Source organism: Brevibacillus fluminis (assembly GCF_003710825.1).
Taxonomy (GTDB): Bacteria; Bacillota; Bacilli; order Brevibacillales; family Brevibacillaceae; genus Brevibacillus_D; species Brevibacillus_D fluminis.
Genome location: NZ_RHHQ01000005.1, coordinates 173,273 through 194,717, shown reverse-complemented (window position 1 = coordinate 194,717; position 21,445 = coordinate 173,273). Strand labels below are relative to the sequence as shown.

General features: G+C 50.0%; 28 protein-coding genes. 3 read left to right on the top strand and 25 right to left on the bottom strand.

Annotated features, from left to right (window positions below; translation table 11 throughout):
* Window positions 1–44: 44 nt before the first annotated feature.
* Window positions 45–503 (bottom strand): SprT family protein, encoded by a 459-nt coding sequence (locus EDM56_RS05545; protein WP_122916892.1) that lies wholly within the window; start codon window positions 501–503, stop codon window positions 45–47.
* A 99-nt stretch (window positions 504–602) separates the two neighbouring features.
* Between EDM56_RS05545 and EDM56_RS05540 the strand changes: the two genes are divergently transcribed.
* Window positions 603–938: a hydrolase/acyltransferase gene (locus EDM56_RS05540; protein WP_122916891.1), complete on the top strand. Its 336-nt coding sequence runs from the start codon at window positions 603–605 to the stop codon at window positions 936–938.
* A gap of 73 nt (window positions 939–1,011) precedes the next feature.
* Window positions 1,012–1,137: a cortex morphogenetic protein CmpA gene (gene cmpA / locus EDM56_RS05535; protein WP_122916890.1), complete on the top strand. Its 126-nt coding sequence runs from the start codon at window positions 1,012–1,014 to the stop codon at window positions 1,135–1,137.
* A 54-nt stretch (window positions 1,138–1,191) separates the two neighbouring features.
* On the opposite strand, the gene EDM56_RS05530 is transcribed toward cmpA, so the two are convergent.
* The 18 genes from EDM56_RS05530 to EDM56_RS05445 form a co-directional block, all read right to left on the bottom strand.
* Window positions 1,192–3,348, bottom strand: a complete 2,157-nt coding sequence (locus EDM56_RS05530; RefSeq protein WP_122916889.1) for a Tex family protein — start codon at window positions 3,346–3,348, stop codon at window positions 1,192–1,194.
* Window positions 3,349–3,465: 117 nt separating this feature from the next.
* Window positions 3,466–4,257 carry an RNA polymerase sigma factor SigB gene (gene sigB, locus EDM56_RS05525; protein WP_122916888.1) on the bottom strand — a complete coding sequence of 264 codons (792 nt, stop codon included), beginning with the start codon at window positions 4,255–4,257 and terminating at the stop codon, window positions 3,466–3,468.
* A complete protein-coding gene (gene rsbW, locus EDM56_RS05520) occupies window positions 4,226–4,711 on the bottom strand; it encodes an anti-sigma B factor RsbW (RefSeq protein WP_122916887.1) in 486 nt (161 codons plus the stop codon). The genes sigB and rsbW overlap by 32 nt, the downstream gene beginning before the upstream one ends.
* Entirely contained in the window at window positions 4,708–5,049 is a 342-nt protein-coding gene (locus tag EDM56_RS05515; RefSeq protein WP_122916886.1) for an STAS domain-containing protein, read from the bottom strand. The genes rsbW and EDM56_RS05515 overlap by 4 nt, the downstream gene beginning before the upstream one ends.
* A 42-nt stretch (window positions 5,050–5,091) precedes the next feature.
* The gene (locus EDM56_RS05510) at window positions 5,092–6,093 is read right to left on the bottom strand and encodes a PP2C family protein-serine/threonine phosphatase (protein ID WP_122916885.1); all 1,002 of its coding nucleotides are present in this window, start codon (window positions 6,091–6,093) and stop codon (window positions 5,092–5,094) included.
* Between the two features lie 16 nt (window positions 6,094–6,109).
* On the bottom strand, window positions 6,110–6,511 hold the full coding sequence (locus EDM56_RS05505; RefSeq protein WP_122916884.1) for an anti-sigma regulatory factor: 402 nt from the start codon (window positions 6,509–6,511) through the stop codon (window positions 6,110–6,112).
* A 210-nt stretch (window positions 6,512–6,721) separates the two neighbouring features.
* Window positions 6,722–7,072, bottom strand: a complete 351-nt coding sequence (locus EDM56_RS05500) for a type II toxin-antitoxin system PemK/MazF family toxin (RefSeq protein WP_122916883.1) — start codon at window positions 7,070–7,072, stop codon at window positions 6,722–6,724.
* A 3-nt stretch (window positions 7,073–7,075) separates the two neighbouring features.
* On the bottom strand, window positions 7,076–7,327 hold the full coding sequence (locus EDM56_RS05495) for a CopG family ribbon-helix-helix protein (RefSeq protein ID WP_122916923.1): 252 nt from the start codon (window positions 7,325–7,327) through the stop codon (window positions 7,076–7,078).
* 202 nt (window positions 7,328–7,529) lie between these two features.
* A complete protein-coding gene (gene alr / locus EDM56_RS05490; protein ID WP_122916882.1) occupies window positions 7,530–8,711 on the bottom strand; it encodes an alanine racemase in 1,182 nt (393 codons plus the stop codon).
* A gap of 3 nt (window positions 8,712–8,714) precedes the next feature.
* Window positions 8,715–9,155, bottom strand: a complete 441-nt coding sequence (locus tag EDM56_RS05485; RefSeq protein ID WP_122916881.1) for a hypothetical protein — start codon at window positions 9,153–9,155, stop codon at window positions 8,715–8,717.
* Between the two features lie 495 nt (window positions 9,156–9,650).
* A complete protein-coding gene (locus EDM56_RS05480) occupies window positions 9,651–9,896 on the bottom strand; it encodes a hypothetical protein (RefSeq protein WP_122916880.1) in 246 nt (81 codons plus the stop codon).
* Window positions 9,897–9,943: 47 nt separating this feature from the next.
* Window positions 9,944–10,975: a DUF4367 domain-containing protein gene (locus tag EDM56_RS05475; protein WP_122916879.1), complete on the bottom strand. Its 1,032-nt coding sequence runs from the start codon at window positions 10,973–10,975 to the stop codon at window positions 9,944–9,946.
* 225 nt (window positions 10,976–11,200) lie between these two features.
* A complete protein-coding gene (gene acpS / locus EDM56_RS05470) occupies window positions 11,201–11,590 on the bottom strand; it encodes a holo-ACP synthase (protein ID WP_122916878.1) in 390 nt (129 codons plus the stop codon).
* 94 nt (window positions 11,591–11,684) lie between these two features.
* On the bottom strand, window positions 11,685–11,945 hold the full coding sequence (locus EDM56_RS05465; RefSeq protein WP_122916877.1) for a gamma-type small acid-soluble spore protein: 261 nt from the start codon (window positions 11,943–11,945) through the stop codon (window positions 11,685–11,687).
* 194 nt (window positions 11,946–12,139) lie between these two features.
* Entirely contained in the window at window positions 12,140–12,478 is a 339-nt protein-coding gene (locus tag EDM56_RS05460; RefSeq protein ID WP_122916876.1) for an ArsR/SmtB family transcription factor, read from the bottom strand.
* A 105-nt stretch (window positions 12,479–12,583) separates the two neighbouring features.
* Complete coding sequence (locus EDM56_RS05455; RefSeq protein WP_122916875.1) at window positions 12,584–14,185, bottom strand: GMC family oxidoreductase; 1,602 nt, start codon at window positions 14,183–14,185, stop codon at window positions 12,584–12,586.
* Window positions 14,175–14,774: a gluconate 2-dehydrogenase subunit 3 family protein gene (locus tag EDM56_RS05450; RefSeq protein ID WP_122916874.1), complete on the bottom strand. Its 600-nt coding sequence runs from the start codon at window positions 14,772–14,774 to the stop codon at window positions 14,175–14,177. Before EDM56_RS05450 ends, EDM56_RS05455 begins: the two co-directional genes overlap by 11 nt.
* A gap of 4 nt (window positions 14,775–14,778) precedes the next feature.
* Window positions 14,779–15,171 (bottom strand): hypothetical protein, encoded by a 393-nt coding sequence (locus tag EDM56_RS05445; protein ID WP_122916873.1) that lies wholly within the window; start codon window positions 15,169–15,171, stop codon window positions 14,779–14,781.
* Between the two features lie 108 nt (window positions 15,172–15,279).
* Here EDM56_RS05445 and fosB point away from each other — a divergent pair, with 108 nt between their 5' ends.
* On the top strand, window positions 15,280–15,693 hold the full coding sequence (gene fosB, locus EDM56_RS05440; RefSeq protein WP_122916872.1) for a metallothiol transferase FosB: 414 nt from the start codon (window positions 15,280–15,282) through the stop codon (window positions 15,691–15,693).
* 23 nt (window positions 15,694–15,716) lie between these two features.
* Here fosB and EDM56_RS05435 read toward each other — a convergent pair whose 3' ends face one another.
* From EDM56_RS05435 to EDM56_RS05410, 6 genes are all read right to left on the bottom strand, one after another.
* Window positions 15,717–17,012 carry an arsenic transporter gene (locus tag EDM56_RS05435; protein ID WP_122916922.1) on the bottom strand — a complete coding sequence of 432 codons (1,296 nt, stop codon included), beginning with the start codon at window positions 17,010–17,012 and terminating at the stop codon, window positions 15,717–15,719.
* 195 nt (window positions 17,013–17,207) lie between these two features.
* The gene (gene pstB / locus EDM56_RS05430) at window positions 17,208–17,960 is read right to left on the bottom strand and encodes a phosphate ABC transporter ATP-binding protein PstB (RefSeq protein WP_221175964.1); all 753 of its coding nucleotides are present in this window, start codon (window positions 17,958–17,960) and stop codon (window positions 17,208–17,210) included.
* Window positions 17,961–18,168: 208 nt separating this feature from the next.
* The gene (locus EDM56_RS05425; protein ID WP_246009269.1) at window positions 18,169–18,732 is read right to left on the bottom strand and encodes a GerMN domain-containing protein; all 564 of its coding nucleotides are present in this window, start codon (window positions 18,730–18,732) and stop codon (window positions 18,169–18,171) included.
* Between the two features lie 28 nt (window positions 18,733–18,760).
* The gene (locus tag EDM56_RS05420; protein WP_122916870.1) at window positions 18,761–20,500 is read right to left on the bottom strand and encodes an N-acetylmuramoyl-L-alanine amidase family protein; all 1,740 of its coding nucleotides are present in this window, start codon (window positions 20,498–20,500) and stop codon (window positions 18,761–18,763) included.
* A gap of 167 nt (window positions 20,501–20,667) precedes the next feature.
* Window positions 20,668–21,027 (bottom strand): hypothetical protein, encoded by a 360-nt coding sequence (locus tag EDM56_RS05415; protein WP_148040359.1) that lies wholly within the window; start codon window positions 21,025–21,027, stop codon window positions 20,668–20,670.
* A gap of 140 nt (window positions 21,028–21,167) precedes the next feature.
* The gene (locus EDM56_RS05410; RefSeq protein WP_122916868.1) at window positions 21,168–21,428 is read right to left on the bottom strand and encodes a hypothetical protein; all 261 of its coding nucleotides are present in this window, start codon (window positions 21,426–21,428) and stop codon (window positions 21,168–21,170) included.
* Window positions 21,429–21,445 lie beyond the last annotated feature (17 nt).

The following is a 21,445-nucleotide window of genomic DNA, read 5'->3' as shown; positions in this document are numbered from 1 at the left end:
TCGCAAGGAACCCCGTCGCTTTACCGCCCTAAAACATTTTTTGGCTATTTCAGCTCCAACAATGTAAGTTTTCCTTTGCAGCGTCCGCATACATAGCGCGCCGGGTCCATTTTCCGCTTCCGCTTATAGCTCATCCCGCAGTCCTTGCATTTCAGCTCATAAAGGAACGGTCGAGCTTCAGGCTTACCTCCGACGTGCTGGCAATACCTGCTGCCTCCCACCCGCTGGAGCAATGCCTTGAACTCCGGGTCAGCGTGCTTGTAGCCTTTTTTCTGCAGATGAAGGTGATAGTGGCACAGCTCATGCTTTAGAATGCCCAGCAGCTCCTCCTCCCCATGCTCTTCCAAATGCTTGGGATTGAGCTCGATATCGTGTGATCGGAGCAAATACCTGCCTCCGGTCGTCCGTAGCCGACTGTTGAACCGTGCCTGATGGCGGAACGGCACCCCAAAAAACTGCAGCGAGATTTCCTGCGTCAACTGTTGCAACTCCTGATCGGTCACATTCTCCCCCCTGCTGCATTTTCTTAATTTCCCTTGAATTCCGGCTAGGGAATACGCTACACTTGTCGATGAATCACTGTCGAAAAAATGGAGGCCCTTATGCGCTATTTATTGCTGAATGAACAGGATACGCTGCGTTTTGTCGCCCTGCCTGAATCATACATGTATCAATTGGTCGCTTTGTTGAAACGGTTGCACAAAGAAGTCGACAAACTGACAATCGCTGATCGCCCTGCTCTGCCTGTCGTTCTGGCCGAGATGAGCCAGCTGGAAGTAGTATCCCCCACCTGTCGCATCGAAGAAGGTCTCGAATATGTGACTGATCTGGAGCAGCGCTTCGCCAAGCTCAAGGAAGAAAATTACCCGCTCATCTCCCTGTTGACGGAGATCCGCGCCCTGCAAGCCCAACTGGAGTTTTTGCGTGAAGAAGAATAGTACGACAGGGTAACCGCCATTGTGGCATTCGCATACACTGCTGGTAGCTTACGATACAGCAGGAGGTGCCTTCATGCCACAATGGATGCGTAGGCAACTGCAACGGGCCTTTTTCGGGAAAGACGTGAGGCAAATCCGTTTATTAAACAGTTGTTGGTTCCTGTATCTTGAAAAACACGGCGACCGTTCTCAGCAATAGGACGGTCGCTTTTTCATGTTCATTTTCATTGCATGGAAAAACCGCGTTTGCTGCTTACGCTGGTCCGATCAGCGTCAATCCGACACGCTGTCGTTTTTCGTCAATGTCCAACACCCACACATCGACAATATCCCCAACCGCCACCACATCCAGTGGATGTTTGACAAATCCTTTTTTCAGCTGCGAAATATGGGCGAGCCCGTCGTTTTTTAGACCGATGTCGATAAATGCGCCGAAATCGACCACATTGCGTACGGTACCCTGCAGCTTCATGCCTTTGACCAAATCAGTCAGCTTCAAAACATCCTGGTGCAAAAGAGGTTTAGGCAGCTCATCGCGCGGGTCACGACCCGGGCGAAGCAGGCTGTCCACGATATCTTTCAGCGTCGGCTCACCGATTGCTAGCTGCTCGGCCATGCGTTTGAGGTCGACGCCAAGCAAACGCTCACGGCACTCGTCGCTTCCCAGCTGCTCAGGTTCGATGCCGAGCGCCTTAAGCAGTTGATACGTGGCATCATACGATTCCGGGTGGATTGGCGTTTTGTCCAGCGGATTCGCGCCATCCATCACGCGTAAAAAGCCGATGCACTGCTCGAACGTTTTGGCTCCGAGTCGCGGCACTTTTTTCAGCTGGGCGCGCTGATTGATCCGTCCGTTTTCTTCACGAAACTTAACGATATTGCTGGCCACCTGTTTGCTGACGCCGGACACGTACTGCAACAGCGAGGGAGAAGCGGTGTTCACATCAACGCCGACATGGTTTACCGCCGATTCTACGACAAATTGCAAGCTCTCGGCCAAGCGGGATTGCGAGACGTCATGCTGGTATTGCCCCACCCCGACCGATTTCGGATCGATCTTCACCAACTCCGCGAGAGGGTCTTGAATGCGACGGGCAATCGAGACGGCACTCCGCTCAGCCACGTCCAGCTCAGGAAACTCTTCCTTTGCCAGCGGCGAGGCGGAGTAAACCGATGCGCCGGCTTCGTTGACGATGATATAAAAAATCTTGCGGTCGATTTCCTTCAACGTATCGGCGATGAACTGCTCGGTTTCCCGAGATGCCGTGCCGTTTCCGACCGTGACCAGCTCGACGCTATACTTGTCGATCAGCGCTTTTACTTTCTTCCGCGCCTCTTCCACCTTGTTCATCGGTGGAGTCGGATAGACGACGGCAACCTCCAGCAATTTCCCCGTGTCATCCACGACCGCGAGCTTGCAGCCTGTCCGGTACGCAGGGTCAACGCCGAGCACGACCTTTCCTTTCACAGGCGGCTGCAGCAGCAAGTTGCGCAGATTTTCCGCAAAAATATGAATGGCTCTCTCCTCTCCAGCTTCCGAAAGCTGGGCACGCACTTCCCTTTCGATGGATGGGGCGATCAGGCGCTTGTACGCATCATCGATGGTAGACTCCAGCAGTTCTTTAGCCACTGTCGGCTTTTTGATTAGCCTGCGCTGGATGAAGCTCCGGATCTCCTCTACAGGAGCATCGATTGTCACTTTGAGAATCCCTTCATTTTCACCACGATTGATCGCCAAAACGCGGTGTGGCACAACTTTTTTTACCGGCTCGGTATAAGCGTAATACATTTGGTAGACGTTTTTGCCATCCTCCTCCGCTTCCTTTTGCTCGGTGGTGAGGACGCCTTTTTGATAGGTTGTTTCCCGAATCCATTTGCGGATGTCGGCATCGTCGGAAATTTGTTCGGCGATGATGTCACACGCTCCGTTGATGGCTTGTTCGGCCGTTTCGACTTCTTTTTCCGGATTGATGTAACGCGCAGCTTCAGTCAACAGATCACCATCACGCGGCAGGCTCATCAAATAGTTGGCCAGTGGCTCCAACCCCTTTTCCTTGGCGACAGTCGCCCGCGTGCGGCGTTTTTGTCGGTAGGGGCGGTACAGATCCTCAACCTCCTGTAACTTTGCCGATTGGGTGATCGCGGCGCGCAGCTCGTCCGTCAGCTTACCTTGCTCCTCGATTAGGCGCAGCACCTCTTCCTTGCGCACGCTGAGGTTGCGTAAGTAGCGCAGGCGCTCTTCGATGTCGCGTATCTGCGTCTCATCTAGCTGTCCGGTCATTTCCTTGCGGTAGCGTGCGATGAATGGAACGGTATTGCCCTCATCCAGCAATCCGATCGTCTGCTCCACTTGACCTTGCTTGATTTGCAGCTCATTTGCAATCGTATGTATCATCAAGCTCATTTCCATCAGCCACATTGCCTCCCGTAAGTTTATTAGCTGTAATATTGTACCACAAACGCATTTCGACGCGTCGGTAAAACAAAAAACTCGACATGAGCTCCTCTCATTCGAGTTGACTTTTCGTTATCGTTCCACGAGATCACCGCTATCGATACGCATCGCTTCACGCAGCTTCATCAAAGCACGCCGTTGCAAGCGCGACACATGCATTTGCGAAATGCCAAGCAGATCACCCGCCTGTTTTTGGCTCAGGTTTTGATAGAAGGTGAGCTGAATGATTTCCTTTTCTCTTTCATTGAGCACATGCAGCACTTTTTTCAGCATGAGCTCCCTTTCTACTCGCTGATAGCCTTCGTCCGGCTTGCCCACCAAATCGAGCAACGTCATCGAGCTGCCTTCCTGGTCCGCATCAATTTCATTATCCATGGAAAGCGCCTGATAGCTTCGACCCATCTCCATCGCTTCCAGCACATCTTCCTCGCTCACTTGCAAATAGTTGGCGATGTCACTGATTTGCGGAGATCGTTGCAGCTCGATCGTCAGGGCATCCACCGCTTTCTTGATGCGGGGGCTGAGCTCCTTGATTCTGCGAGGAACATGAACGCTCCATGTCTTGTCACGTATGTATCGCTTGATTTCACCGACAATCGTCGGCACGGCAAAGCTTTCAAAATTACGGCCGTACGATTCATCGTATCGCCTTAGCGCTGCCAACAGCCCGATCATCCCTACCTGGCTGAGATCCTCCACCGATTCTCTCCCTTTGGCAAAGCGACTCGCAAGCGACTGAACCATTTCACCAAACTGAATTACCAGGCTATTCTGAACATCATCAGTAGGCTCGCATTGGAATTTCTTGATCAAGCGGAATATTTCATCGCGGCTAAATCTCTGTCCTTGTGAATGCATCGACATCTTCTGCCACCCCGTCTCGCTGCACATACTTCACCATCGATACCACAATGCCTTGATCATTCCGCACGTCAACTTCATCCATCAAAGAATGGATGAGAAAGAGCCCAAGCCCTCCTTCCGTTATCGTTTCGATACTCGCCTCCCGATCAATCGGCCCCATTTTCATTTTTTCCCGCTCCATATCAAAGCTGACCCCATCATCTGCGACTTGGATCAGCAAACGGTCACAAAACAGCTGACATTGGATGCGAATGCTGCCTTCCTGTTCCAGATAGGCATGCTGGACGGCATTCGTGCACGCCTCGGCGACCGCCAGTTTGACATCCTCAATGTCGTCATAGGTGAGGCCAGCGCGATTGGCAACACCTGATACAAGTAAACGAGCGACCCCTATGTACTCCAATCTGGCAGGAATCGTTAAATCGATCACATCGGCAGAACCGTTTATGTTCATTTCGTTTCCTCTCCTCCTTCTGACGGCACTATGGTAAGAATATCCTTCAAGCCGGTAATCTGAAACAGCCGATCGATCCGCGATGGAATCCGACGCACCAGCATGCTGCAGCCGCTTTGTTTGGATGCCTTCAACGCTCCGATCAAAACACCGATTCCGGTGCTATCCATGTAGGTAACCTCGGCCAAGTCAATCGTTACAGATGCATAACGTTTGCTTAGGATAATCGGCGTCAAGCGCTCGCTTACCCTCGGCGCTGTAAACGCATCCACTTCTCCTTGCAAAAACAAGATTACTGCGCCTTGCTCGGTTTCCTGCTCCCGAATCATCAAATTCATATCTATCCCCCCTCTTAGCAAGCGTATTACCACAATGCAGCTTTAAAGCCGATGTATGATGATCATCGTATAGTCATCCTGCAATTCGAAATTGGATAGGAGCAACAAGCGTCGATAAATTCGGTCAGCCATCTCCTGTGCGGAGAGACCGATTTCAGCATGTAGGTAAGGGAGTAGATCCTCACGCTGGAAATAGCGTGTCCCGATCTTCCGTTCCACAACCCCGTCTGTCATCAAAATAAGCATGTCCCCACTTTCCAGCGCCACTTCCTTTTCGCTGAAACAGGTTTCCGGCAGCATGCCCAGGACCAACCCTTTTCCTTCCAAATCGGTGAACTTCTCATCTCGTGCACAAAACAAAAAACCTGGCTCATGTCCCGCTACCGCATAACGAAAACGGTGGCGCATTGTATCGTATCTGCCGAACAACATAGTGACAAACATGCTAGGATCAATATTCCGCTCGACAACCCGATTCAAATGATGGAGCATCCGCCCTGGTTTGACACTGGATTCATCGAACGAATCCATCGCAAATTTGATCATCGACATACAGAGGGCGGCAGGCATCCCTTTTCCGACGATGTCGGCAATCGCAACGCTGAACGCATGATCCTCGCGCTGCACAAAATTATAATAATCTCCGCTTACCTGATTAGCCGGAACATGCACAACTCCGATATCGAGGTCAGGGAAATCCGGCACTTCATCAGGAAGCATCGTCTGCTGCATCGCGACGGCGATTTCGAATTCCGATTCCATCTGCTTTTGCCGCGAGCGCAAGCTTCGATTTTCCCGTATCGCATTTCCGTACTCAATCATGATTTCCGTCAGCATTTCAAAAGACGCGCGAATCTCCTCAGAAACCTCCGTCTTTTTTGACAATGCCCCCAAATGAAGCTCAATGACCTCTTCCGGCGGCACATTTCCCGCGAGCAACCATTTGCTCAGCTGCTGCCCGAGATAAAGCTGGTTTTCCCCGCCTTCCTGGAGGTACGCCTGCAAGATCTCCTGATACTGAGTCAGCAGGTTTTCTTTCTGCATTGCTGCTCCTCCTGTCCTAATCGCGCCACTTCACAATTTCAACCCGTGTTCCTTTGCCTGCCTGACTTTCAATCGTAAACTGATCCATCAAACGCTTGACTCCCGGCAGTCCGGCGCCAAGCCCGCCCGAGGTGCTGTATCCGTCTTCCATCGCTTTTTTGATATCTCGAATGCCTTGTCCCTGATCCTCGGCAACGACCGCCAATCCTACTTTTCCTTCTTTTTCAATGATATTAATTTTTACGCTTCCACTATCAGCGTACAGGAAGATGTTACGGGCCAGCTCTGAAATAGCAGTTGCAATACGGGACTGAAAAATCATGCCATATCCCAAATCCTTCGCCAGTTTTCGCCCCATTTGCCTGGCAGTTACAATATCCTGTTCAGTAAGAATTGGGATACAGTATGGCATCTCCATATTCGTAAGGCGCTCCTTCCCGTCTCCTGCGGCGTAAAATGTTGTCACTTTTTGTCATCCAACTAGTACATTAAGTATACAACGTATTCTCTTAAAAAGAATAGGATTGGTTTCGATTTTCGTTTCGGCAAACTGAGGAAATACTTCCCAAATAAACGTGGAATCGATCAAAAAATTTTTAACAAAAAAAGAGCCACTCACGGCTCTCCGTTAAAAATCGATTAATCCCAAACTGATTTGCAGGGATTCATTCACACGTTCCATCATTTCTTCGTCCAAATGTGTAATTTTATCAGTGAGACGCTGTTTGTCTATGGTCCGAATCTGCTCAAGCAAAATGACAGAATCGCGATCAAAACCATAGGTTTTCGCATCAATTTCCACATGCGTCGGCAACTTTGCCTTCTGAATCTGGGCCGTTATCGCTGCTACGATAACCGTAGGACTGAACCGATTGCCAATATCGTTTTGAATCACTAATACTGGTCGGACGCCCCCTTGTTCGGAGCCTACCACAGGGGAAAGATCCGCGAAAAAAACATCGCCACGTTTTACAATCACACGTTACACCCCGCTTACTAAGCGGTCCAAGGTGAGATCAGCTTCTTCTTCAGCTCCGAATGCTTCCGACGCCATTCTCAAATTGATTTTTGCCATTTCCATATATCCTTTTTGCATCGTCTCACGAATGAAACGTTTCTTACGTTCTTTTAAATATAAACTCATCGCTTGGCGTACAAATTCACTCCGATTGGACTTCTCTTTTTCTATAACCCCGTCTACTTCCTGTAGTAAATTTTGCGGCAAGCTTATCATGATGCGTTTTGTATTTGGCTTAGACAAGACAAATCCACCTCCAACCAATACCCACGGAAATAAAAGATTATACCGGACTTCCATTCGCGACAATACCATTATGTCGAACAAGATGCAAAAATATACCTCATACCTATTCGACTTTTTCACCTTAATTCCTGCTGAATCATGCAAACGGATCGGCTAGAAAATTACATACATCTTATCCCTTCACGATCCCTTGGCATATTTCGACACACTCGTAGTTTCGCAAATAGATTCTAGGCACGCGCGCATTCAGCATACACGGAACTTCATAATTGATGGTACCGAGGATCGCAGCAGCCTCATCAAGCGAAAACTCCTCGGTTCCTTGCTTCCCATACAGGACAACCTCATCCCCGACACGGGCGTTGCCTTGATCAATCCGAACCATCGTTTGGTCCATGCAAACCCTGCCGACGACAGGCGCACGCATTCCATTGTGCAGCACGATGCCACGGTTGGAAAATGCGCGGGAAAATCCGTCCGCGTATCCAATCGGCAATGTCGCGACCTGCTCCCCTGGCTGCGCCGTATATGTCGCGCCGTAGCTCACCGTAAACGGCTCCGCCGCCGTTTTCACATGCGCGATACGCGTCTTCAAACTGAGCGCAGGGACAAGTTGAATATCTTGACGCTCTTTGAGGTATGGCGACGGGTATAATCCGTATAAGCTTATGCCCAGACGGATTGTATCATAACCCCATTCGGGAAAAACGATTGCAGCCGCTGAATTGCAGCAGTGTACCAAAGGCAATTGATAGCCAATTTCGCGCAACGCCGCCAGCATCTCCTGAAAGCGTTCATGCTGCGCTTTAACATGGCTCGTATCCGGTTCGTCCGCACAGGCGAAATGAGTGAAGATCCCGGTCCAGGCGAGTCGCTTAGCAGCTGCCAGCGCTTCCGTCACCTCGAGTAATTCTGGAATCTCCCTTACACCGATGCGTCCCATGCCTGTATCGGCTTTCAAATGAATGCCGAGCGGCTTAGCTGGATTTTCGCTTTGCAAGAGCAGCCGATCCGCTTCCCGAATCCAGTCTGCCTGGTACGCGGTCAACTCCACGTCCCATCGGTGCGCCTTCTCCACACTGTCGAGCGGTGTGTATCCGAGCACCAGCACCGGTTCCGTGATGCCAGCCTTTCGCAATACAATCGCTTCATCCAGCATGGCCACGCCAAGTGTGTCTGCCCCGGCAGCAATCGCTTCACGGGCAACCTGTACTGAGCCATGACCATACCCATCCGCCTTTACCACTGCCATAATGCCCGTCTGTTTGGGGGTATGCGCACGAAACGTACGGACATTGGCACTTATCGCATCAAGATTCACTTCAACCCATGTATCCCTGCAATATGGCTTCATCGTTTATCGCCTCTTATTTTTTCGCTGGAATAGGAAAATGCGCTCATTCAAATGAGCAAGAAAATCGCGCGACACCATGAGGGCCTCGCGTTTACCCGATAATCGATACATATGACGCCCTTCGATGATTGCTTCCACTTCATTGAGCGGAAAGGAGCGTTCCTTACCAGAAATGGAGATGACCAAGTGAGATTTCGTCAGCGTATAACGCGGTCGCAGCACGACTTTGTAAACAAACGGCGCCAAACCGACGACTGCAAATGCGATAACAAATGCGCTTATTTTGAAAACAAGCGTTTCCGAATTAAACACCGCAGAAGCCAAAAGCATCCCCACTATGAAAACAACGGTCTCTAAAATGCGCAACCCGAACGTTTTGCGCAATAACAAATCCTTATACTGAGCTTCCGCTTGATACAGAATTTCGTCCGTTCCTTTTTTCATAGATTCCTTTTCTCACCTCATCATTTGCTATGCGTATCTTATCCTTTTTTGCCACGGCGTGTCAATGAACAAAGACTGTCACTCCCCCGGTAAAATCAAGGATTTGAAAAAGATTGGGTAACGTTGGGGGATTTAATTGGCCCCTTGAGGAATAAGCATAGCAGAACTCCCTGACCCGTTTGCCGATGATGAAAAGAAAAGAACCAGAGTCCAACTCGACTCTGGTTTATTTATTGCAGTTTCTTACATTGGTGTTACAGTGGATACGGCTTTCACACAGGTTACTGACGGTTATTCCAACGGAACAAGATTGCGATCATCTCGACAATCGTCGCCATATTAATACGCCTCCCTTGAGACGCTCCCTATCAAAGCCGTTACAATCGGTACAGTCCTAATCATATTGCCTGTTGTAACAGGTAAAAGTTCGATTTTTTCGCAATGACAGCTAGCAATTGTGGTACATCGCTTCGTTGCGTTGATGAGAGCTTTGGATCAAAAAACGGATTTTTTGTCTTTACGCATCCACTTGCTTCTATTGTAATCATCCGTATTTTCTCCTGCAAATCGGCAACCCCCGCAAAAACCGGCGCTATCTCGCATGAAAACGATGACAATATTAACCAATGCTAATAAACTCATCGATTCGTTGGAATCCTCACGTTTTGGCTCAATCGCGCGTGTATTTGCAAATTGGACAGCTTGAATCCTCGTTTTACGTTTAGAAAACATGGCTAGCACTTATATAAAAGACCCCCTGCCGATTTAGCAAGGGGGGCATCCGTTGGTTATTTCCCACCTAACCCGTACATCGAGTCAGCGATTTTGACCATTTCTTCTTCAGGCAGGTCGCCTTTCAGCTGGAACTCCACCCCATCCAGCTCCCATGTCAGCAACCTGCGGTTCTCACCCATCTGCGTCAGTACCCCGACCGTGAAGCCGAGATCAAGCGGCATGCCTTGTTCATAGGAAACAGAAGCAGCTGTAGGGCGGGATTCAGACAGTAGGTAATTGTACGCACCCTGGTACTTCAGGACGACAACGCGCTGTCCATCGACCTTCACCGGTTCGATATCCACCTGCTGAACACCTTTTGGTAAGTAAGTTGGCTCGATGACGCCGAATTGGTCGTTCGGCTTCTTCAACGGCGTTCCGTTTGTCGCCAGTGTCGGAACGGCTGTAATCGAGCTGGTCATATTACGATCTTTGTCAAATGCGTCCTTGTCAAAAGTCGGATTGAAGGTGAATTCGTTAAATTTGATATTGACCAATGTGTTCATATTGTTGTCCATAATTTCCGCTTGCGTCGGTTTGAAATCTTCTGTCATCCATATTTTTTGCTTTGCCAGCGAACGATTCCCGCTGTAATTGGCTTTTACCTCGAAGACATACTGCTTGTCAGCCATATTTACAACGCGTTCGTTGTCTTCCACGATGCTGTGTACCAACGTTTCGTACAAGTAGAGAGGCCCGTTGTTTTCCGGCCAGCCGCTTTGGAAACGGAAGCTCTTGTTCAGGTGCGGCGTGAGGACAAAAACCCCTTCATCGTTACGCAGGATGATCTGGGTAATATTTCGCTGCTTGGATGTCAGCGCGACACGATACTTTGTCGGCTTGGCATACCATACTTCCACATTGTACTCCTGTGGTGTCGATCCCATTTGCAGCGTGAGCACCGCACTGGACTTGTAGCCATTGATTTTATTGAGGTTACTGCTTAGATCTTCCACTACGTCCTCCGGCGTTTTGGCGCCAAAGCAGCCGGTGGAAATAAGAGATAACATCAACAATAGCGCGATCCAAATAGCCCTTCGTCTCATGTAACTCAACTCCTCCTAGTCTTTTTCGACACTGGAGGGAGGCCTGTCAATTTCCCAGGAAATTTGGCAGCCTGCAGCTGACCGGACTTGTCTCTTTTGACGAAAAAGATCATGATAGATCGCCCGTTTGGCTGGCGGACAACGTGTTCCCGAACCCGTCAGGTCGTCCCTCCTACTCCATGCGATATATATCTATGTCCATTCTCGTCCCAGTATGCAGACAAGTTAGGTTCGTTCGACGATGACTTGAGCGACGACGAACTGCTTACTGTGGGAAATGCTGACATGAAAACGCAAACGGGTCGGATCTTCTGCAGGGAAGCATCGCTCCACCGCTTCTTTTGTCACATCGAGGCATGGCTTGCCGAGCCGGTCCTTGCGAATTTCGATATCATGGAAGCCGAGGGAAGCTCCAATTCCTGTCCCAAATGCTTTGGAGGCTGCTTCCTTAACGGCATAGCGACTTGCTATGTATTCGGTTCTACGCGGTTCCTTTACAGGCACCGCTGCCATTTCACTTTCTGTCAGCACCCTGTTTACAAGCTTTGGCTGCCGCTTGTCGATCTGTGAGATCCGTTCGATTTCCAATAGGTCGATGCCTGTTCCAATAATCACTGTATCACTCCCCGCTTCATCACGCTCCCATTGTGGCAAGTTCCACAGAAAAAATCAAATCCCTCCACAAATGGTGGAGGGATAATACAGTCGACTATTGATTGATGTTGTTTTGCTGAGCAGAACGGGAAGCAGATTGTTGGTTTTGTTTACGAACCTCTGCCACGTTTGTTTCGCTCGCAAATTCAGTCGCTGTGTTTTGCGTTTGCGCTTGTGCAGCGCGAGCAGCAGATTGTTGGTTTTGGCTACGAACTTCTGCTGCGTTTGTTTCGCTTGCGAATTCAGTCGCTGTGTTTTGCGCTTGCGCTTGTTGCGCAGCTGGAGTCATACCAGCGGTTTTATTGCGTTTCGCCATGTTTGATTCACCTCCTCCGGTACGACTATAATGTGTGCACCTTCGAAGCGATGTATCCCTGTAGGAAATAGTAAAAAAAAACCGTTTCGGGGTGGCTGCCCAAGGATGAACGCCCCACGAATGCCTGTCAATTTTTGCACGTAAAAAAAAGAGCGCACGGTTTTACGTCCGACGCTCCTTTACGAGCCAGCTTCTCAATAAGCGGCTTTTACTTGTTCATTTTGCACGGTTTTAATCGTGTGTTGCATATCTGGCATTTGATCCAAGATCATTTTGACAATCGGCATATGCTCGGAATTGATCGAGTAGAAAACCCATGCACCTTGGCGCGTTTCTTTCACTAATCCCTGAATACGCAGCTTTGCTAGATGTTGGGACACCGATGGTTGCGACACTTGCAATATTTCCACTAAATCACGAACACACAGGGATTGAACGTACAGCAGAGCCATGATCGTAAGACGAGTCTTGTCACCAAGCAGCTTAAACAGGTCTGCCAGATACATTAGTTGAACGATTTCTGAACCTTCCATTCCTCTCCCCCGCTTTTCCCTTTATTACATGTAAACAGTATACTATAGGAATAGTGGGATAGGGAACGAAACTTTTATGCGAAATTTTTCATGCGAAATATTTTTTTACAACTCCCCTGCACGCATCACCTCGACCAAATGATCAGCTGTGCGGGCCGCCAACGCCATGACCGTATTGGTCGGATTGGCCCCGCTGGACGTGACAAATGTGCTTGCTCCGGCGATATACAGATTCGGTATGTCGTGACAGCGTCCGAATGAATCGACGACAGAGGTCTTGGGATCATCCCCCATCCGACAGCCTCCCATCAAATGCGCCGTATCCTCGACAACATGCGCAGGTTTGCCCCCCATCGCCAAAATCAGCTCGTTCATCTGTTCAATCGCGTGCGAAATCAGTCGTTTGTCATTTTCTCCATAGCTGAAAGTCACCCGCGCTAAAGGCATTCCGTATTCATCTTTTTCATTCGCCAATGAGACTTTGTTATCGGGATTGGGTAGCACTTCGCCTACCAAGGTAATGCGCGCATACCAGTTGTAATCAAGCATGGTGCGGCGCAGTTTCTGACCCCAAAGCATCTTCCCATTTTGTTGTTCGGTCGCAATCGCGGATGCCATCCCTACCGGCCGGGAGCCATGAGCGCTCAGCGTATAACCGCGTGCGAATCCTCGGTCACGGTCGGTTTCATAAAAATGCTGGGTGAGAGCGAGGACGGGCGTGCCTTTGTACAAGCGCACCTCCTCTGGAAGCAAGCCGTACACATCCTGGCTGGAATGCGGCATGATTGCTTTGCCCACCCATCCGCTGGAATTGGCCAGACCTTCCGGAAAATGCGGCGTTGCCGAATGCAGCAAAAGCCGCGGTGTCTCGACCACAAATCCCGCTAGAATGACCACCCGCGCCTTTTGTACATAGCTCTCCCCATCATGGTCAAATACTACGCCGGTTGTCCTTGTCCCATCCGTGAGCACCTGTGTCACCATGCAATCCGCCAAAACTTCCGCTCCCAGATCGATCGCTTTGGGGATGTGGTGGATCAACCCGCTGTACTTGGCATTGGGCATACAGCCCTGATTGCAAAAACCGCGATTGATGCAAGGCGGCCTTCCATCGAAAGGTCCTGACAAAATCGCCAGCGGGGCTACAACGCTCTCGATCCCCCGTTGCTCGCAAGCCTCGCGGAACAGCTGTGCATTGGCGCTGATCGGCTCGCGGACCGGGTACGGGTACGGCCCGTTGTAAGAGCCCCAAGGAAAATGGTTAGGGCCGGATACCGCGATTTCCCGCTCGATGTAATCATAATAAGGGGCAAGGTCCTGATAGCGGATTGGCCAGTCCTCACCGACCCCATCCACGCTTTTTGTCATGAAATCACTTTCATGAAAACGCAGGAAGACCCCAGTAAAATGCACGGTGCCTCCGCCAACACCGCGTCCGGAATTGTTGTGTCCGAGCTTGAGCGGATTGGCTCCGTCCACTAGGCGCGTTGCCTGCCAAGCCAATCGCCGGGTCGCAAGCTCGTCGCTGGCAAAGTCGTGCTGCGGGTCCCAAAATGGCCCGGCCTCCAGGACGACGACCTTTAACCCTTCCTTCGCGAGCTCGTAAGCAAGCACGCCACCTGCCGCGCCTGCCCCAACAATGCAAACATCAGCTCCATCGGCATATTTCCGCTTGGCTGCAAAATCAAGTCGCTCTTTATTCGCCATTTCGCTTTGCCTCCCACGGATCAACCAATCCTTTTTCCACCCGCACGTACCCACGTGGATAAGCAGGGCCACCGTAGCCGATTTCCGACCAAATGGCCGGGTGCGAATAGCACGCGCTCACTACATCATTCAAAAGTGCTTTAAAGAACTCTTTTTGTGGCAATGCCTTCCACGCCTCCGTCTGTGCCGCCTTCCCCTCCGCAACGTGTGACAAAATGTCCAGTTGTCGTTCGCGATCAAGTGCGAGGAAGCTTGCGCGGTAAGCAGCATGACTCGCTTCGTCAATTCCCGCCAACCCTTTCCGATAAAGCTCGGACCGCACGGGAATTCCCACCTTTCGCTGTGATTCGCCAATCGGGCTGACAAGCTTTTCATCGAGATGCTCCATAACAAAGGAGAGCACTTCCTGGCGATTCTCATCGATCAAAAGCGCAGCTACCGTCTGCATCTGCAACCCTTCCGCATGGGTGAAAAACCGGTTTGCCAGCTTGGCCATCCGCCGCTTGCCGACAACGTGCTGGGTATGTTCATCCCATTCCGCGTGCTGCTCCCACACGTCATAAGCTGGGTACCTTGTCGTCTCCGTCATCGTTTCACCCCCAATAGAGCGCGATCAAGCCAAGTCCGCTGAACGCACTGATTAATAATGGCAAAATGATGGGCGGCCCCACGAGGAAATTTTGGCTTTGCGAAAATCCCCCGACGCGCTGTCTCACTCCGGCGGCATGCAGCGAGGCGCCGTACAAGCCGCCCGCGACGCCGACCCACATCAAGATGGTAAACGTCCACAAAAGCCACATCGGCTGCGTAAAAGCCAATGCAATAGCCAAAACGGCAAAAACCGGGGTTTCAATTACCGGTACCCACATTGCCCAATGCCGAAAGTTTTGGCGCGAGTGAAACATGGTAACCTGGATGAAAATCAAAGCAAAAGCAAGTCCGACAAAAATCAGCAATATGCGTTCTATCGGCCAACCTTCCCACATAGCGCGATCCCCCTACCTTTTGGTGTAAATTTGAAAAAAACGTTTGATTCCATCGTATTTTTTCCACAAACTGAGAGAGTATGCGATATTTCCAATGGAGGTAGGCTAATGAAGATCAATCACTTGCTGTTTTCCGTATCCGATCTCGAAACGTCCATCGCGTTTTATCAAAATGCGCTGGGGGCAAAGCTGCTGGTGAAAGGACGCAAGCTGGCTTATTTTGATTTAGATGGTCTCTGGCTTGCCCTTAACGTCGAAGAATCGATCCCGCGTAATGAAATCCAGCATTCGTACACCCATATTGCGTTTTCAGTCACTGAGGACGAATTCGATTCGTTGGAGCAAAAACTAAAAGACCTGGGCGTAACCATTCTCCCAGGCCGTAAGCGTGACGAGCGTGACCGACGCTCCCTCTATTTTACTGATCCGGACGGACACAAGTTCGAGTTCCATACCGGTACGCGTGAAGACAGGCTGAACTATTACAAAGAATCGATGCCACACATGACGTTTTATGAATGATGACTATGCAAAAGGCCAGGTGTTCAGCTTCCCTTGATCAACAGTGTCACGATAAGACCGACCAATGTGAACAGCAAAATCGGCAGCGTCAGAACAATTCCCGTTTTAAAATAAGCTCCCCATCCAATCTTGACCCCTTTGCGCTGAAGCACATGCAGCCACAGCAATGTCGCCAAAGAGCCGATCGGTGTTATTTTGGGACCAAGGTCACTGCCGATCACATTGGCATAAATCAGTGCATCCTGCACAATTCCGGTCGTATGCGCGGCTTTTATCGCAAGCGCATCAAACATGACTGTCGGCAAATTGTTCATGATAGACGAGAGAAACGCTGCCAAAAACCCCATGCCCAGCGCTGCCGCCACAACGCCATGATCAGCAAGCAAGCGGATCCAACGGGCCAGCAGATCGGTTAACCCGACACCGCCCAGTCCCCAGACGACAACATACATCCCGATGGAAAATACGATGACGACCCAGGGCGCATTCTTAATCAAGCTCCACGTCTGGACGGACTTAGAGCGGCGGGCCATCAGCAGAAAGAATAGCGCAACCCCGTTGATAATCAACGAGACCGGAACATGCATCCATCCACTGCAAAACAGGCTCACCAGCAGCACGCCGAGAATGGCCCAGGACAGACGAAACAAGGACAAGTCCTTGATTGCTTCCCGCGGCTGCGCGAGGCGACTCGCATCATAGCTTGCCGGTATGCGTTTGCGGAAATAAAGCAGCAGCACGCCAACGCTCGCCGCAATTGAAAACAGGTTGGGCAAAAGCATGTACAGCGAATACTCGGCAAATCCGATGTCAAAATAATCGGCAGACAAAATATTCACCAAATTGCTAATAATAAATGGCAGCGATGACGTATCCGCAATAAAACCGCTTGCCATAACATACGCCAACACCATCCGCTCATCGAGCTTCAACACCCTCACCTGTGCCAGCACGATCGGGGTCAGGATAAGGGCAGCACCATCATTGGTAAAAAAGGCGGACACCACTGCCCCGAGCAAAATCACATAGACGAACATCAAACGGCCGTTTCCTTTGGCGATATGCGCCATATGCAAAGCTGCCCATTCAAAAAAACCGATCTGATCGAGCAGCAGCGAAATCAAAATGATCCCCACGAGTGAAAACGTCGCGTTCCAGACGATCGAGGTAACGTTCCACACGTCCTGAAAAGAAACGACACGGGCCAAAATGGCGACGACCGCTCCCCCCATCGCGGACCATCCGATGGAAAGATTGCGAGGCTTCGTGATGACGGCAGCCAGCGTACACGCAAAGATAACAAAAGCCACAACAGACATTCCCACAATGAGGTCCTCCTCAGATGCATTACGTATCAACAGATACCCATTATGTGTGATGGGCGATTCGCTGTAAAGTGAAAAATATGGTTGGCCCACTGCTGCACTCATTAGAAAACCCGGCTACGCCAAGCTTTTTGGCGGAGCCGCGGTTGCATTACAAAAAAGACGCCCTATGGAATGGCGTCTGTTGTTTTAACCGAAACGTCCGGTAATATAGTCCTCCGTACGCTTGTCGCACGGATTTTGGAAGATGGTTGGGGTCACATCATATTCGACAAGCTCCCCGTGTAGGAAAAACGCCGTTTTATCGGAAATACGGGCTGCCTGCTGCATATTGTGTGTCACGATCACAATGGTATAGGTCGCTTTGAGTTCTTCCAGCAAATCTTCGATCTTGGCAGTAGAGATCGGGTCGAGTGCCGATGTTGGCTCATCCATCAGCAAGATTTGCGGGTTGACTGCCAAAGCGCGAGCGATGCACAGTCGCTGCTGCTGTCCCCCGGAGAGGCCGTGCGCCGGCTTTTTCAAGCTATCCTTCACCTCGTCCCATAGTGCGGCTGCGCGAAGGCTTTTTTCCACAATTTCGTCGAGAACGCTCCGCTGGGTTACCCCGTGCAGCCTAGGTCCGAACGTAATATTATCATAGATGCTTTTCGGAAAAGGATTGGGCTGCTGAAACACCATGCCCACATTTTTACGCAAAATTTCTACATCGACAGAGGATTGGTAAATATCCTCCCCTGCAATGCGCACCTGCCCTTCAATGGTGACGCCGGGAATCATATCATTCATCCGATTTAAGGTCCGCAAAAAAGTGGATTTCCCGCAGCCGGATGGTCCGATAAACGCTGTAATGCTATTTTCCTGCATTTCGATTTGAATGTTGGTCAAGGCATGTTGCGCGCCGTAATGGAGATTGAGGTCGCGTACGTCAATGATACTCATCGAGGAGCAGCTCCTTTTTCTATTTTTCGATTCTTCTTGATAAAAGCTGCTGAACTGCATGCGAATTGATAATCATGAATCTTTTCCTAACTATACACGCCGATTGTTATCGTTTTGTGGTGCGAATGTAAAGGTTATTTAAAGAAATGGGACAAGTTTTCCCGGAAAAAAGAAAAAGCCCGAGAACTTCTCGGACTTTTCCTGGCCATTACCGGGTAATTGGCTCACTTACATCGACATGGCCCATCAACGATTCCACAGGTTTGCCATCCTGAATAATATGAATGGTTTGCACCTCAGGGAATTGGAACATGGTCATGCGCAACGCTTCGATCGCCATCATTTCGCCGGTCGATCCCATGTTGTACTGGTTTTTGCTATCAGCATCGATAGTCAGCTCGCCTTTATTGATTGTGATGGAGTGGAAAGCGAAATTCGCCCAAAGCGGCTGATCCCCTTTATTGGCCGGTTTCCCCAACAGCTCCATCGCCTTTTTGTACTTCTCGTCATCTTTTTCAAAGGTGATTTCGTGTTCTTCTTTTTCCATTTTGGTTAAATTATCGTCTGAGTAGTAAACCAACACTTTCTGTTTTTGCTCTTCCGGTTTTGGAGCCGTCGTCTGACCCGTCCCGCTGTTTTGCTCCCCTGCCGGTGTTTCAGTTCCCGGCGGTGTCTGCGTTTGCGGTGTTGTTCCCGTCCCACATGCTGACATAAGCAACATCGCGGCTAACACAGGTAAAAGCAATCGGCCTGTTCTCATACGTTTCATCATCCAAAATCCCCCTTGCGCTTATATCCGCTTATTGATTCTGCAAGTAATATTCGCGGATTGCTGTAGCCAACGCTTGCGCGATTTTATCCTGGAACGCAGGTGACATCAGCTGCTTATTCTCAATCTCGTTTGTCAAAAATCCTGTTTCGGTCAACGTGGCCGGCATTTTGGTATTTTTGATCACATAAAACGGTTGAATCTGAACGGTTCGATCAGGGAAGCCTGTTGCCTTCACCAGATAGCTGTGAACAAGGCGGGCAAATGCCTCACTGTTCGCATTGTAATAAAATGTTTCTGTTCCGCGAGAGGTAGGCGTAAACGAGTTGGCATGCACCGACAGGAACAAGTCTGCCCCCATGTTGTTCGCAATCTCAACTCTCTGCTGTAAGGTCAGGTATACATCTGTCGAGCGGGTGGCAACGACCTGGAACTCTTTGTATTGAGAGAGGAGCTTGACCACTTTATTGGCGACAGCCAGATTATAATCCTTCTCTTTGTTGCCTGCTACACCAGACGCACCATTATCGTGCCCGCCATGACCGGCATCGATGACAATCAGGTAACCTGTTTTTCTCGGAGCCGGCTTCAGCGTTACAGACACTCCGTCCTCTTGTTGAGACAGATCGTAATTGCTTTTTTGTGACAGCTCGACAACGACTCGGACCACATCCGGCTGATATTGGCTGTAGCGGATCGTCGTAACCAGTGGCGGCTTCGCATCCGAGGCTACCGGAACTGATGCCGCTGTTACTTGGCTGAGTGCATCTACCGCTACATCCTCTGAATCATTGTTCTCCTCAATCCCCGAAAGCCAGGACGGCATTTCGGCGGCTTGATCGTTTACCCGGTTATTTTGCGTAGTTTCCCGGTCATCGGAATCGTTTGCCGCACTGGCTTGGTACGCGATTCCTTGATAGGAACTATCCAGTCCATTTTGCATTTTACTAGACAAATGCGTTTGCGGGAAGTCCATGACAATCCGGTGAGGCCCTTCCAATGTGAAAGATGCGGGGGTGACTCGGTTCGTGGTTTTGATCGAAACTTTTTCTCCGTCAACCTCTACCCCGGTAAAGTTCGTATCGCGTGTAAAGGTGATACGGCTGTTTTTTTGATCCCACTGCGCATCCACTCCTAAAAGGTCTCTCATTTCATCAAGTGGTGCAACCCGGACGGAATCAATTGTCCTCGTCTGGTGAATCGTTTGCTTATTCACCCAATCTTTCAAACCAAATGAATTGGCAAGCGCATCGACAGGTACAAAAGCCGTACCATCGATTACGTAGACAGTAGACGCGGCAGCCAGTCCAGAACCGTTGACAGAGACGGTTAGCGGACTATTCACAATAACCGTTCGCGTCGCTTCTTCCCAACCGACCGTAAGCCCCAGCGATTCGCTGACAAAACGCAACGGTAACAGCATTCGGCCATTATGTACTTTCGGCGCGGTATCAAGTTGTACGTCCTTGCCGTTCTTCCGAGCAGCCTTGCGATCAAGCGTCAATTCCAGCGTGGTTTGTCCACGCACAATCGTTGCCGACCGCGATACATCATCCCAAGTCACCGTAGCGCCCAATTGCTCAGCAACTACACGGACCGGCACAAGTGTCCGTCCCTGGTCAATCACCGGTGGGACATCCGCATCGACACTTTTCCCTTCTACCATCAGCTTTAATTGATCTTGTGCCTGGGCTGGTGCTGCCATTGCTAGACCAGGCAGCAGGCAAAAGCTGAACAGCAGAAGCATCCATGCTGCATAACTCTTTCTCATCGCTGTCCTCCCTTAAGCTGCGTATTCTCCACACTCTATATTAGACGATGCTTGTCCTTAAAAAGTTTGTAGTCTTTTCGAACTAATTGACCGAATCTGCGCGATTGCGCCGAATTTTGCGGTAGCACTTATAGCAGTGCCCATTAAAAAAAAGAGAAAGCCACTTCTCACAGAAGGGCTCTTCTCCTTTGGGTTTGGACAACTGTTGGCGAATTTTGCTTGAGCAAGCCGCCCATATTCCCCTGCAAAAATTGCTGGATCAGCGACATAACTGCCGGATTGGACAGCATCTTCATCGCATCTGCGACCTTTGGGTTGCCCAACTGCGGTATCACACCACTTAAGTGCGGCAGGAGCGGCAGCAAGTCGTCCAGTTTGATGGACGGTACTTGCACGGGGGCTTCCTCCACGACAGGCTGTGAACGCGAACGGCTGAATAACCGGGGTGGACGGAATCCGGATCGTCCCGCCCGCTCCTTATTTTTTTTCGCCAGCTCTGCCTTCAACAAAGCCATGTCCTGTCTCATGCCGGACAATTCCCGAACCAAGATATCATTATGTGATTGCGACGCCACGGATAATTGAGTGATCTTGGTCGTTAATTCCTTGATCTGGTCTCTTTGGGAGGATAATTTTTTCTTTTTCGTAGCGATCTCGCTCGCCCTCCCTACTTATTTAGCCGTCTTTTGATGCTTTTGATATCATCGGTCTTGACGCCCTTTTTTTGCAGCTTGCCGAGCAAGCTTCCGACGTCTTCGGTTTTGGCCATTTTCCTGAACATCGATGCGTATTTACTTACATCATCGTCGGAAAGATTTTTTCCGGCTTTTTTCCCTAAATCACGGATAACTTCCTTTAAGCCGGAATCGGTTTTCAGCTTATCTTTCGAAATCCCTTTCGCAATATTCATCCACTTATTGATGTCCATGCTTCTCCTCCTCTTGA